The organism is Tenacibaculum profundi, from assembly GCF_057162725.1.
On sequence record NZ_CM169894.1, the window covers coordinates 1,411,672 to 1,425,296 of the forward strand.

10 protein-coding genes are annotated in these 13,625 nt (G+C 30.4%); 7 read left to right on the plus strand and 3 right to left on the minus strand.

The features are described from left to right. The first annotated feature begins 154 nt into the window (after positions 1 to 154). Together AC2GW8_RS05640 and AC2GW8_RS05645 are read left to right on the plus strand one after the other, a co-directional pair. The gene (locus tag AC2GW8_RS05640; protein ID WP_440881801.1) at positions 155 to 2,665 is read left to right on the plus strand and encodes a VPS10 domain-containing protein; all 2,511 of its coding nucleotides are present in this window, start codon (positions 155 to 157) and stop codon (positions 2,663 to 2,665) included. Positions 2,666 to 2,967: 302 nt separating this feature from the next. Continuing rightward, on the plus strand, positions 2,968 to 3,618 hold the full coding sequence (locus tag AC2GW8_RS05645; RefSeq protein WP_440881802.1) for a hypothetical protein: 651 nt from the start codon (positions 2,968 to 2,970) through the stop codon (positions 3,616 to 3,618). A gap of 58 nt (positions 3,619 to 3,676) precedes the next feature. Here AC2GW8_RS05645 and AC2GW8_RS05650 read toward each other — a convergent pair whose 3' ends face one another. After that, the gene (locus tag AC2GW8_RS05650) at positions 3,677 to 4,486 is read right to left on the minus strand and encodes a DUF1338 domain-containing protein (RefSeq protein WP_440881803.1); all 810 of its coding nucleotides are present in this window, start codon (positions 4,484 to 4,486) and stop codon (positions 3,677 to 3,679) included. 242 nt (positions 4,487 to 4,728) lie between these two features. On the opposite strand from AC2GW8_RS05650, the gene AC2GW8_RS05655 reads away from it, so the two are divergent. The 5 genes from AC2GW8_RS05655 to AC2GW8_RS05675 all read left to right on the plus strand — a co-directional run bounded on the left by AC2GW8_RS05655 (position 4,729) and on the right by AC2GW8_RS05675 (position 11,704). Further along, entirely contained in the window at positions 4,729 to 5,187 is a 459-nt protein-coding gene (locus tag AC2GW8_RS05655; protein ID WP_440881804.1) for an Lrp/AsnC ligand binding domain-containing protein, read from the plus strand. 2 nt (positions 5,188 to 5,189) lie between these two features. After that, on the plus strand, positions 5,190 to 8,081 hold the full coding sequence (locus tag AC2GW8_RS05660; protein WP_440881805.1) for an FAD-binding and (Fe-S)-binding domain-containing protein: 2,892 nt from the start codon (positions 5,190 to 5,192) through the stop codon (positions 8,079 to 8,081). Between the two features lie 311 nt (positions 8,082 to 8,392). Further along, complete coding sequence (locus AC2GW8_RS05665; RefSeq protein ID WP_440881806.1) at positions 8,393 to 9,070, plus strand: hypothetical protein; 678 nt, start codon at positions 8,393 to 8,395, stop codon at positions 9,068 to 9,070. Positions 9,071 to 9,108: 38 nt separating this feature from the next. Further along, on the plus strand, positions 9,109 to 10,464 hold the full coding sequence (locus tag AC2GW8_RS05670) for an aKG-HExxH-type peptide beta-hydroxylase (protein ID WP_440881807.1): 1,356 nt from the start codon (positions 9,109 to 9,111) through the stop codon (positions 10,462 to 10,464). Further along, on the plus strand, positions 10,454 to 11,704 hold the full coding sequence (locus AC2GW8_RS05675; protein WP_440881808.1) for a YcaO-like family protein: 1,251 nt from the start codon (positions 10,454 to 10,456) through the stop codon (positions 11,702 to 11,704). Before AC2GW8_RS05670 ends, AC2GW8_RS05675 begins: the two co-directional genes overlap by 11 nt. Here AC2GW8_RS05675 and AC2GW8_RS05680 read toward each other — a convergent pair. Together AC2GW8_RS05680 and AC2GW8_RS05685 are read right to left on the minus strand one after the other, a co-directional pair. Continuing rightward, positions 11,701 to 12,645, minus strand: a complete 945-nt coding sequence (locus AC2GW8_RS05680) for an aldo/keto reductase (protein ID WP_440881809.1) — start codon at positions 12,643 to 12,645, stop codon at positions 11,701 to 11,703. The two genes, AC2GW8_RS05675 and AC2GW8_RS05680, sit on opposite strands and share 4 nt — an antisense overlap. A gap of 277 nt (positions 12,646 to 12,922) precedes the next feature. Then, a complete protein-coding gene (locus AC2GW8_RS05685; protein WP_440881810.1) occupies positions 12,923 to 13,552 on the minus strand; it encodes a methyltransferase in 630 nt (209 codons plus the stop codon). Between the last annotated feature and the right edge of the window lie 73 nt (positions 13,553 to 13,625).

Below are 13,625 nucleotides of genomic sequence, written 5' to 3' on the forward strand. Positions count from 1 at the left end.
ACTTTCGTCTTCTCCATTTCTAGGGTCTAATTTATATCGTAAAACAAAACAGTTATATTCTATCAAAATTTAACCATAAAAAAAAATTAAATAAAATTGCGTTATTCCGATATAATAACTTCGGAAAATAACTGTTATATCAAAAAAATATTGAATGCTAAATAAAACTTTACTCCGTTTAAAACTTATTTTACTCTTCCCTACAGTACTTTTCGCTCAGGATTATAGCTGGAAAAATACTTCTCCTGAACAGAGTAATTATTTCGATCTTATCCGAAAAAATAAAAAAAGGCTACAAGGAATACGTTCTAAAAATACAAGAAAAAGTAAAAAACAAATAAAACAATTTGAACGTTGGACCAATTTTTGGGGAGATAGAATTTCTCCAAATGGAAAATTTGTATCTCCAAAACACACCTATAACGAATGGGTTAAAGAAAATAATAAAAAAAATAAATCAACCTCATCAAGAAATGGAAAAACGGATTCATGGTCTCTTTTAGGTCCTACTTCACCTCCTCAATCAAACATTGGATTTTACCCAGGAATGGGAAGAGTTAATACCTTAGCACTTCAAAAAGACAATGCTGAAATTATATATGTTGGAACCCCCGCTGGGGGTATTTGGAAAACTTCCAATGGAGGGTTAACATGGGCTCCAAAGTCAGATAATTTACCGAATATCGGTATTTCTCACATTATAATATCTCCAACAAATAGCAATCTTTTATACGCCGCTACAGGAGACTGGGATGGTATTAATAATTACTCTATTGGAGTTATAAAATCTACCGACGCTGGAGAAAGTTGGAATTTAACTGGATTAGAATTTAACATTACCGATTTCAATTCTATCAGTAAATTATTAATTGATCCAAATAACACAAATATAATTTTTGCTACAACAAGAAATAGTATAAAAAAATCAACTGACGGAGGTGATACTTGGACTGATATTTATACAGAAACCAACGCTTACTTCAATGATATACAATACAAAACTAACAGTAATTCTATAATATATGCTACTTCAATGAATAATGGCTTTTACAGATCAACAGATAATGGAGTTAACTGGAAAAAGATACCTTTTCCTAGTTTTGGCAGGCTAGATATCGCACAAACTCCTGATGATCCTGAATTACTCCTTAGTATTGATATTGATGGCGTTATCAGAAAATCTACTAACCAAGGGACTTCTTGGGTAGATATCAACAGCATTTATGAATACGACTCTCAAGGTGGATATAATATGACTTTAGCAATTTCTCCCTTAAATAAAAATTTAATTATTGCTGGAGGTGTTGATGGATGGAGATCAACGGATGGAGGAGCTAACTGGCATAAATATTTAGATGGTTACTGGCAATCTGGAAATCCTTATTTCTACGTTCATTCTGATCATCATGATATGATGTTTTTACCGAACTCTAACGAAGTATTTTCAGTTAATGATGGAGGTGTTTTTAAAGGTGATGCATCAACTGATATTCCTTGGGCTGATTTATCTTCTGGGTTAGCCATTACGCAATATTATAATGTTTCAGGTACACCTAAAAACCCTGGAAAGTTGATTTTAGGAGCTCAAGATAATGATATTGCCATATACGACAACAACAAATTCAAAGGAGAAAACCCTGGCTCTGATGGTGTTGAAGGTTTATGGGACTATTCTGATTCAAATATCGCTTGGTCGTGCAGTCAAAACGGAAGTCTTAACAGAACACTAAACGGATTTAGAACCCCATCTGAAGAATTAGATACTCCGTCGGGAGCTCCATTCATATGGGAATTAGAAATACACCCAACAAATCCCAACATTATTTATGGGGGATTTGGAGATGTTTATATATCAACTGACAGAGGTGATAATTGGACTAACTTAAATTCAGATATTGGTTCTGTAGAATTTATTTCAATAGCTCCTTCTAACCCTAATGTTATTTATGTTTCAGGAAAGAATGGAATCGTAAAAAAAACGATCAATGGAGGTAAAACTTGGACTAATATTGACTTACCTATTTTGGGTTTCGTAAAAAGTATTGAAGTACACCCAACAAATCCATCTGAAGTTTATATTGCTTATTCGGGTTACCTTAATGGTCGTGTATTTAAATCAAAAGACGGAGGAGATACTTGGACTAATATGTCTGGTTCATTACCAAACGTTCCTGCTCATAAAATTATTTACAAAACAGGTACCAGTGATGGTGAGCTATATCTTGCTACTGATCTAGGAGTTTATTATTGGAGAAACTCAATAAACGACTGGGTAAAACTAGGTAAAAACCTTCCTAATGTCATCGTTCATGATATAGAAATTCATTATGATAGTAATAAACTAAGGGCTGCTACTTTTGGAAGAGGAGTTTGGGAGATTTATGTTGATGTAGAACCTTCAGGAACAGGAGGTGAAGGATTAAAAGATGATTCTATTACTATTATTTCTAGTCCAGAAAATAGTAAGTTTTTCACAATTAAATGGAACCCATTAAGTGACGATAAAAGTATTATCATTTACAATATTATTGGAACCGTTGTCAAAGATATTACAACCAGAAAAAATGAAGATTTTATGGATTTATCAAACCATGCGACTGGTGTCTACATAGTAAGGTTAAGTAACAAACAAAAAGTAATTACTAAAAAATTTTTTGTGAAATAAGTAACTTGGTTGATAAAATATTATCCATACGCGAACATCAAAAGAGAAGTCTTCAGGGCTTCTCTTTTATTGTTTGTGCCAAATTATAAATAGACCTACTCAATGGATTTTTATTCAATTCAAGTTATCTTGAAAAAATCAAAAAAGCTCTTTAACATTTCTTTTCTAATTTTAACAAATTATTAAGCAGGTTATTCGTGTATCAAATCATATTTTTGCTTCCTTAATTTTCAATAAAAGCTCTTCTTGAAATTTTATCTTCTTAAGATTTAGAAAACAAATAATAACAATAAAGCTCTTTTATGAAAATTTCACAATTCTTAACCTTTAATTTTTACATAGTTTTCATTTTAAATTGTTCAAATATTGAACAAAACATCGATTTGTCACAACTCATAAACGAAACCTCAATAATTAATGAAGATGATACCTACTTTAAAACAACAACAAATGTTTACGAGCTAGACCAGAAAAGCATTATTGAAACTACTAAAGCTAATTCTTCTTCAAAATGCGAGATTTTACATTTTAAAAATGCAGAAAATTATAGATCAAAATTCTTAGAATCTAAAAATAATTTAATTCTTATATCAAGTATCAAAGAAACTGTTATTCCTGGCCGATCTAATGTAGCATCTTATGATAACTATATTATTAATTTTAAAACATTAACAGACGCTTCCATCAATATAAATAGAATTGAAATAAATACTGGAGGAAACAACTATAAATGTAAATATTTACTAAAAAAGCAAAATAATTATTATGATGTTAAACAACCATCAAAACAAGGCGATTACATCCTTAAAGTTTCTTTAAAAAAGAATTATATTATTTCTTATGGTAATTGTAACCATACAAAAGAACAGTTTATCATATTTTATAATGATAACGGAACAAAAAAACACTTAGTTATTTCAGACTTTATTAAAAAAATCAAGAGAATGAGATAAAAAAAGGTTGTTTTATTACAACCTCTTTTTACTTTTAAAAAACTCAAAAAGAATATTATTATTTCTGAAGTTTCATGTCAGTACTTTCAAAAATCTTATCTGCTGATCTGGCTATAAAACCTGAATACAATTCTCCATTACCCATAGTATAACGAAAAGCAAATTCATAATAACAAGAAGTTATCTCTTTAGTTAACTCCTGAAAATCAACAGGTATCTTATCTGCTAAAACACTAGACTGTTCTAAAAATTGTTCTGGTGTACCTTTAATTTCTCCTCCTGAAGTGTTCATTTCGTATCCATTTTTCTTCAAAAAGTCATTTACTTCTTGTAAGGTATCAAAACCATCTAACCTATTAACATCAACGGTAAAATGGTTAGAACAAAACCCGTTGACATATAACCAAGAAGCATATTCACTTTCCTTTTGTAACTTTTCGTATATATCAAAACTTGGTTGCTCCCATAGACGACCTTTAAAAATTAAATTTTCAGGTGCAAGTTCTGAAGAAGGTACACTATCTATTAATCTAGAAACTTGTTTTTGTAAAAAAGAAGAAAATTCCTTGGTTTTTAATTGACTGATAAAAACCCTTGGAGCGTCTTTATCCGTTTTGTGTTCATAATGCTTTGCATATAATTTTTTAGTTTCAAAGGTATAATCTCCTCTCTCCACATAACCAACCTCTAAAAAAGGAGTTGCCAATACATCTATGTTTACCCTTTCATCATCAAATGTTCTAAAAGCGACATGGTCATTATAAACCTTACTTCCTTTGCTCGTAAATAAATCATTTATCTTCTGCGCAGACGGAGTTCTATCCGCATATTCGTTCCATAATCTATCAAAGATTGTTTCTACATCCATTATTAATAATTTTACTCACAATAAATGTGATCGTTTTATGAAAAATATTGTTTCTGGGCTGTCAAATTTAGAATTCCTCCACGATAAATTCAATATAGCCCAGCATCAAAAATAAGTCATTTTACTTTTTTAAAAAGCAATAAATAGGTAATTTTACTGATCAAAATTGTATTTTATGTTAAATTAACTTAAAATATAATCTAAAATATATAAATGTGTTTTTCCCCTAATAATTTTACACAATGAACAATCAATTTGATTTTATCGATCAACAAATACTAATTAAGCTTCGATTAGATGCAAGAAAACCGTACTCTCAAATTGCTGAGGAGCTCAAAGTATCCAACTCATTAATACATCAGAGAATCAAAAAACTAACTAATGAAAAAGTTATTAAAAATGCTGAATTCATACTTGATGAAAAAAAGCTAGGCTATCAAACAAAATCCTATACAGGGATAAGATTAAGAGAAGCCAGATTTGCCAAAAGTGTTATGAAAGAGCTAGAAAAAATAGAAGAAATTGTTGAATGCAATTTTGTCTCTGGTAATTATGCTATTTTTATCCTCATTTTTGCAAAAGACAATGAACATTTACAAAAAATATTATACGATAAAGTTCACTTAATCAATGGTGTTGCTGGTACTGATACATTTATTTCATTTGATACCTGCTTTAAGAGAAATTTACCAATAAAGTAACAATGGACAATAAACTTAACTTTTTAGATAAATCATTAGACGGAGAAGTTTTATTTGATGAATTACACAAAAAAATTTATGCTACAGACGCTTCTGTATACAGAAAAATACCACTAGCGGTTGCATATCCTAAAAATATAAACGATCTAAAAAAAATAATTTCGTTTGCTAACGAAAATGGTATTACTTTAATTCCTAGAACTGCAGGAACGTCACTTGCAGGTCAGTGTGTTGGCGATGGTATGATTGTAGATGTTTCAAAACACTTTACAAGTATTTTAGCTTTTGACGAAATATCTAAAACTATAAAGGTTCAACCTGGAATTATTCGCGATGACTTAAATAGATTTTTAAAACCTTACGGATTATTTTTTGGACCAAACACCTCTACATCAAACCGTTGTATGATTGGTGGCATGGTAGGCAATAATTCTTCAGGAAGTACTTCAATTCAATATGGAGTAACACGTGATAAAGTTGTTGCCATTGACGGCTTACTAAGTAATGGCAATGAAGTTTCCTTCAAAGAAGTCAACTCTCAAGAATTTAAGCAGAAAAGGCTTGAACAGACTTTAGAAGGAAAAATCTATAACGTAATCTATAACGAACTATCTCAACCAAGTATTCAAAAAGAAATAATTAAAGAATTTCCAAAAGAAAGTATCCATAGAAGAAATACTGGTTATGCAGTAGACGAATTTTTACGTTCTGATCTGTTCGGTGGCTCAGAAACAAAAATAAATATTGCTAAATTTTTATCTGGAAGCGAAGGGACACTTGTCTTTTCTACCGCCATTACTATTCAACTAGATGATCTTCCTCCAAGCCATAGCATTATGGTTTGTCCTCATTTTAAAAGTGTAAATGATAGTTTAAAAGCAACCGTTACTGCTATGAAACACAATCTATACACTTGTGAACTAATGGATAAGGTAATTCTTGATTGCACAAAAAATAATCGTGAACAAGCTAAAAATAGGTTCTTTTTACAAGGCGATCCAGAAGCTGTTTTGATGTTAGAAGTTAGTGCAAGCTCAATAGAAAGTGCAGAAGCTTTAGCTGATAAGTTAATTGAAGATTTAAAAACAAATAATTTTGGTTATTATCACCCAAAGATATATGGAAACGATATTAATAAAGTACATTACTTACGTAAAGCAGGTTTAGGGTTACTTGGAAATATGATTGGCGACATGAAGGCTGTTGCTTGTATTGAAGATACTGCTGTTGCTTTAGAAGACTTACCTGAATACATTGAGGAGTTTACGCAGATTATGACAAAATATAAACAAGAAGCTGTTTATTATGCTCATGCAGGAGCCGGTGAGTTACACCTGCGCCCAATTCTAAATCTGAAAAAACAAGAAGATGTTGTTTTATTCAGAAAAATTACAACTGAGACCGCAAAATTAGTTAAGAAATATAAAGGTTCTTTTAGTGGTGAACATGGAGATGGTATAGTGCGTGCTGAATTTATTCCTTTAATGATTGGTCAAAATAATTATGAGTTATTACAGCGAATTAAAAAAGTTTTCGATCCAAATAGTATTTTTAATAAAGGTAAAATAACAGATGCTTATGCTATGGATGAAAATCTACGCTACAAAGTTGATCGTATTGAGCCAAATATTCCCACTATTCAGGACTTTTCTGATAGTGAAGGTATTCTGAAGTTAGCTGAAAAATGTAATGGCTCTGGTGATTGTAGAAAGTCTCCTGAGGCAGGAGGTACTTTATGCCCAAGTTATCGTGCCACAAAAAACGAAAAGGAAACTACAAGAGCTAGAGCAAATGCTTTAAGAGAAGTACTTACTAATAATAAAGCGAAAAATAAATTTAATTCAGAGGAATTAAAACAAATTTTAGATCTGTGCTTAAGCTGCAAAGCTTGTTCTAGTGAATGTCCAAGCAATGTTGACATTGCCTCAATGAAAGCTGAATTCTTATACCAATATCAAGAAACCAATGGGTATTCTTTTAGAAGCAAACTATTTGCTAATAATGCTAAATATAATAAATTAGGAATTGTTTTTCCTCGGGTAACAAACTTTTTCACCAATACCATTGTCGCAAAAAAAGTGCTGGGAATAGCTCTTAAAAGAACCGTTCCTAAACTGGCAGATCAATCTTTAAAAGCCTGGCTTAAAAATCATAAAACAAATTCTTCAACTAAAAGTATCTATCTTTTTAATGATGAATTTACCAACTACTATGACACTGAAATAGGTAAAGATGCTGTATTCGTTTTAGAAAAACTTGGTTATCAAATTAAATTCAGTAATCATGAAGAAAGTGGAAGGAGTTATATCTCCAAAGGTTTTTTAAAAGAAGCTAAAAAAATAGCTAATAAAAATGTTGCTTTTTTTAAAGATATTATCAGTGAAAAATCACCGCTAATAGGTATTGAGCCTTCAGCTATTTTAACTTTTAGAGATGAATACATTAGATTGGCTGACGATCAAGAATCTGCAAAAAAAATAGCCAAAAACACCTATACGATTGAGGAATTTCTCGCACAAGAATATGAAAATAAATATTTTAGCAGCTCTTTGTTCACAAATGAAACTAAACATTTGAAAATTCATGGACATTGTCATCAAAAAGCCCTTTCAAGCACATATTCTTCTTTTAAGATTCTAAATATCCCTAAAAACTTCAAAGTTACTATTATGAACACGGGATGTTGCGGTATGGCTGGATCTTTTGGGTATGAACAAGAGCATTACAAGGTAAGCATGCAAGTTGGTGAAGACACTTTATTTCCGAAAGTCAGAAACTTAAATAAAAACACAGAAATTGTTGCTGCTGGAACAAGCTGTAGACATCAAATTTTTGATGGAACATCTCGCGTTGCTAAACATCCAATTAGTATCTTAAAAGAAGCTTTGACATAAAGTATACATGTGTTGATTTAAAATCCAATAAAATTATATTTTTATTAAATAACTTTTCTTTTACTAATTAGGTAAAAGAAAAGTTTACCCTCTTTAGTTTATCGAAATTTTAATCAAAAATATATCACTTTTTACCTCCCCAAAAGCACAACACCTAAAACCCAATAAATAAACAACATATAAATTAAACTTTAAGAGTTTTCCGTGTAAAATTAAATAGTCTAGATCAATTTCAAATGCAGATTTTATCAAAAAAAAACATATTTTACCCTAAATCTGTTATATTTGATTTTACTATAACCAGACTAAACATGAAAACTAACCAAATTAATCTTCATCAATGGACGGGTACAAATAGACCTATGCAACCAATGATTCGCTATCGTCAAGACTTTAACAATCAACTACAACAAGCGCAACCAATGATTCGTTATCGTCAAGACTTTAACAATCAACAACAACAAGCGCAACCAATGATTCGCTATCGTCAAGACTTTAACAATCAACTACAACAAGCGCAACCAATGATTCGTTATCGTCAAGATTTTAACAATGAACTACAACAAGCGCAACCAATGATCCGTTATCGTCAAGACTTTAACAATCAACAACAACAAGCGCAACCAATGATTCGTTATCGTCAAGATTTTAACAATGAACTACAACAAGCGCAACCAATGATTCGTTATCGTCAAGACTTTAACAATCAACAACAGCAAGCGCAACCAATGATTCGTTATCGTCAAGACTTTAATAATCAACAACAGCAAGCGCAACCAATGATTCGTTATCGTCAAGATTTTAACAACCAACAACAAGCACAACCTATAATAAGATATCAGCAAAAGAATTATCTTGTTAATGAAACTAGCTTTTCTGAATCTGATCAATTAGAAGTTCAATTTGAACTAAAAGCAAAACGTCTTATTGATATAGAAGGGAAAGAAAAAGCTATAGAAATCTTAAATAGTGTAATTGAAAGTCTGTAAACTTAAAAAATAAATACTTTTTTAATATTTACTAATTTATGGAAAAAGCTATAATAACTTCAACTAATGAAGGAATGAAGGTATTGGGTATTACTGTTATTGGAGATATAAAGAGCGCTGTGCATGACGCTCTCTACAGCAGAATTCAACTGATGCCTGAGTATACTGACCACACAACCTTAGAAGAATGTTTAACAGCCCTTATCTTTTGGGAGAATCAATTAAAAATTGAGGAAAACTATAAATACATTGGTCCTGAAATGTTCAGATGGTTAGCATTTTTTTCAAAAAATCTAAAAAATGGAAAAATTAAAGAAATTACTCATCAACTTCTTGAATTACCAGAGCTTCTTTTTTTTCGATTAATTCCTTATCAAAAAAACATAAAAAATAAGTTATCATTTTCTATTCGTTTAGCATATTCTGGGAAAGGAATTCGTTTTATTCAGTTAGATAATATTATCAAAAAAGACCTTAACCATAATGGGTTGGTTAGAATTGACATGAATAAAGACGAGTGTTTTTTGAGCTGTTCTGGAGGTGTTTTTCCTTTAGAAACAAAAGAAATTTTAAATCAGCTTGATGGATACCGGAAAGACAAAAAATTTTGGATCGTTGATAAAAAAGTTTTTTTGCATCAAAGTGGAAACATTCTATTTAATATGGTAAATGAACTAAATCTCATAGCTTCGGAACCTTTATCAAGTAACGAAGAATTAAGAATTATACAATATAATGAATTGTTTTCAGTAAAATATGCCTCCATTATTTCAACAATAAAAAAGGGATATAAATACATAAAAAAATACGCTCCATCGGTTTATAAAGAGACCATTGACTCACTAAAAGGTATAACTCTATTAAATGGGAAAAGATTTGTTGGTTCCTCAGATATTTGGTATCATGGAATAGCCTTATTAAACCCTGATAATTCTTGGTCAAAAATAACGTTTGCAGATCATTTAATTCATGAATCTGCACACACAATTCTTCATAAAATAAATGAATTAACTCCGTTGCTATTAAACCCATTTGACTTATTAAATGTATCTCCTATTAGAAAGGATCCAAGGCCTCTCTATGGTACATTTCACGCTACTTTTGTTTTTATGAAACTTGCCCAATTTTTTGAAAATGTGGAAGAAAAAATTCCTTTAGATAAAAAGCAAGAAAATATACCAAAAACTGATACTGAAGAAGTGTTATTTCGATTAAATAGACACATTAAAGGTTTTTACGACGGTATGCAAATTTTAGCTGAGCATGCTTTATTTACTAGTTCTGGATATCGCTTATTTGAAGAAATGAACACGTACAGAATTGCTCTGTTAAAACGACATCCTAATCCAAATTACACAAAATATCAAAATGCCTTTAGCGACTATGTCATTTGATTTATTTGTAAAAAGACTAATCCCATTAGATTTAATAAATAGTCATCGTATTGAGAATATACCTGTAAGAGAATTAGAATGGAAAAATAAGAAAATTTCTCATATTTCTTACAGATACCTATTCACTGATTTTTTTGGCAATCAAAATTATGAAAGTATTGATGGAGCCGGAATTGGAGAAACTGATAATGAAGCTCGTTTTTTATCTACTATGGAACTAATTGAAAGATATTCAGCATTAAGTGACTTAACTATTCGGTATATTCTTAAAAGCTATATTCCTTCAAGAAATAGAATTCATCTTAAATTTTTACTTCCTTATACTTTAGAAGAAATAAAAAATATCGAAAGTAACAGTTCTAATATTTTTAAATTAAGGGCAAACGCAACTGGTATGATTTCTAATTATACCTATGATATTCCTGCGGCTCTAGTATTTCCAAGGTGGAAAAGCTTTATAAATCTACATACTGAATTTCCAGAAACAGAAGGGTCAGGAATCGCTGCTGGTTTAATCTGGGAAAAAGAGAATCTATTATTCAGAGCATTATGTGAAGTTATTGAGAGAGAAAGTGTAATGCTCTCATGGCGTTTACCCCTACGACCTAAGAATCTTTTAAATATTAGTGCAAGTATATTAGAAAATCACCAGTATTATATCAGCAAGAACAACCTAGATTTATCAATTCTTGAGGTAGGAGATACTGATTTATTACCTGTAATTATCGTACTACTTTATGATAAAAATGGTAATCATCTTACTTTAGGCTCAAGCTGTGGTAAAGGAATCATAAAGGATATCCATAAAGCTTTAGAAGAAGCTATTATGCTCAGAAGCTCTGCAAAAAATCTAAATATGCACTATCCTAATTTTAAGGATATTGATATTGACTCTAGTGAAAAACATTTGATTTATGGATGGAGAAATGGTAAAAAAGTATTAGATATATTTCTAAAAGGATCAAAAAAAATAAACAATATTCCCAAATCATACAACCGTAAATATCAACTTAGCCTTTTAGCTAAAAAATGTAAAAAAAAGTATGACTTAGAACCTTTAATAATTGACATTACACATCCAGATCTTCAAAACACTCCCTATCGTATATACAGAGTAATTCAACCAAATACTCTAAAAAAAGAATATCGCCATAAACAAATTTATCTTGGAGGAAAAATTTTTTCTCTATGGAAAAAGAAGAAATCGACTCTGAACCTTCTGCCGCACCCTATTGCTTAAACAGTTAACCAATGATATTTACGTGTTTTATTTAACTCACTTTTAGACAACAACATAGACCCACTCACTCTTGCATTTTCCCAAACATGTTTTACTGATCTCATACCTAATATTACTGTTGTGATTGAAGGATGGGATAAAGCAAAACAAATTGCGTATGACGCTATATTGTCTGGAGATATTCCATCAGAATATATCATTTTTAACCTTTCTAAGCATGCTTCAAAATGAATTCCTGTAAAATATTTTTTTCTCCAATCACCCTCGTTGAATTCGTAATTCAAATCTATTTTTCCTGAAAAAAAACCTTCATATAAAACTGACCTTGCTATAACAGAAACTGAATTTTTAAAACACACATCCAATAATTTATCTTTTGCAGACTGATCAAATAGATTATACATTACCTGTATAAAATCAATACATCCAGATTTTATAATTTCTATACCTGAATTTGCCATATGATCTACTAAAGATAAACCAATAGCCCCAATCTTACCTTGTTTTTTTAGATCTAATAGGGTATGAATCCATTCTTCCTCTTCAAACCAATCAGAATTCCAAGTATGCAGTTGCAGTAACGGGATTTGCTCTAATCCTAAACAAATTAATGATCTTTCTATCTGAGAAATAATATATTCAGCAGGATACGCTTGTGAGGCTTTTAGTAAATTATTGGAGTATATTTTCGGTGGAATTTTAGTAGCTACTATAGCGTCATGCCAGCTAAGGTCTTTTATTATTTTTCCTACCAATCTTTCAACACCTTTATAAGCCTGAGCTGTATCAATAAAATTAATTCCTAAAATACGAGCTGCTTCAAATGTTTTGTATATTTCTTTTTCATCAAACTTACCCCACATATACTTATCTAAACCCCAAGTTCCTAATGAAATCTCTGAGATATTTCTTTTTAGTGAATTACAATACCTATACTGCATCAATATTCTTTTAATTAAACTTTAAATTATTAATTCTCTTAAAATAAATTTCTTAAAACTCTAAACCTAAAATAATCATCCAAATAACAATAAATTAAATACATTTAAGTAAAATCTTTTCAAGTATGGCTAATTACGATACCTTATTTCCCTACTTTAAAAAACAACAACCATTTTTTACTTTATACCTAGCTACTACCCTTTTAAACCATTTGAGTTATCTATTTCAAGAATCATAATTTTAAAAACACCTATATATTTCAATTTTTTATTGATTTTACAACGAATTAATTAATGACCAAGTTTTCGTAGCAATCCACCAATTTTGTCTTGGATGATGGTAATTAAATTGTTTAGCATACAGCCCGGCTTCATTAAATATTTTTTTTATATCACTTATTGAATAAGAAATACATTTTGGATAGCTCCATCCTGGAGCTATATTTTCGCAAGACTTATAATTTTCTATGAAAGAAGCTACTAATATCGTATCCTCCTTCATCACTTTTTTAAGTTGTTTTAAAGCATAAACTGCTAATTCATAAGAAGTGTGAGTAAATATACTTTGGGCTATTATATAAGAAAAATAAACACCAAATTTATCTACTGAAAAATCAGAAGCATAAGAAAAATTTGGTTTTTTAATATTCTGTATATCGAAGCCTAACTCATGTTTAAAACCTTCCAAAATGAGATTTTTGTTAGGGTCAATTCCGTAATAATTTCCAGTTAGCAAAAGAGGTATAAGAAGTCTTCCTAGCCTAAGAGAGCCACAACCAACATCCAATACCTTATGATACTCACGCAATCCTAAATGAGCGAGTATTCCGATCTGATTTAATGCATGTAAATCAAACTCATATGGAAACCCAATAAAAGATCTGTAATTACTTTCATAATAATTCATCAATAAATTTAATTATTCTAACAAAGACTATTTTATGGATTACCGTAAGTTTTAATTAAGCATCTTTCTTTAA

Excerpts from the sequence above, each read along its gene's own strand:
- AC2GW8_RS05640 (WP_440881801.1), top strand. The coding sequence starts at position 155 with ATGCTAAATAAAACTTTACTCCGTTTAAAACTTATTTTACTCTTCCCT.
- AC2GW8_RS05645 (WP_440881802.1), top strand. The coding sequence starts at position 2,968 with ATGAAAATTTCACAATTCTTAACCTTTAATTTTTACATAGTTTTCATT.
- AC2GW8_RS05650 (WP_440881803.1), bottom strand. The coding sequence starts at position 4,486 with ATGGATGTAGAAACAATCTTTGATAGATTATGGAACGAATATGCGGAT.
- AC2GW8_RS05655 (WP_440881804.1), top strand. The coding sequence starts at position 4,729 with ATGAACAATCAATTTGATTTTATCGATCAACAAATACTAATTAAGCTT.
- AC2GW8_RS05660 (WP_440881805.1), top strand. The coding sequence starts at position 5,190 with ATGGACAATAAACTTAACTTTTTAGATAAATCATTAGACGGAGAAGTT.
- AC2GW8_RS05665 (WP_440881806.1), top strand. The coding sequence starts at position 8,393 with ATGAAAACTAACCAAATTAATCTTCATCAATGGACGGGTACAAATAGA.
- AC2GW8_RS05670 (WP_440881807.1), top strand. The coding sequence starts at position 9,109 with ATGGAAAAAGCTATAATAACTTCAACTAATGAAGGAATGAAGGTATTG.
- AC2GW8_RS05675 (WP_440881808.1), top strand. The coding sequence starts at position 10,454 with ATGTCATTTGATTTATTTGTAAAAAGACTAATCCCATTAGATTTAATA.
- AC2GW8_RS05680 (WP_440881809.1), bottom strand. The coding sequence starts at position 12,645 with ATGCAGTATAGGTATTGTAATTCACTAAAAAGAAATATCTCAGAGATT.
- AC2GW8_RS05685 (WP_440881810.1), bottom strand. The coding sequence starts at position 13,552 with ATGAATTATTATGAAAGTAATTACAGATCTTTTATTGGGTTTCCATAT.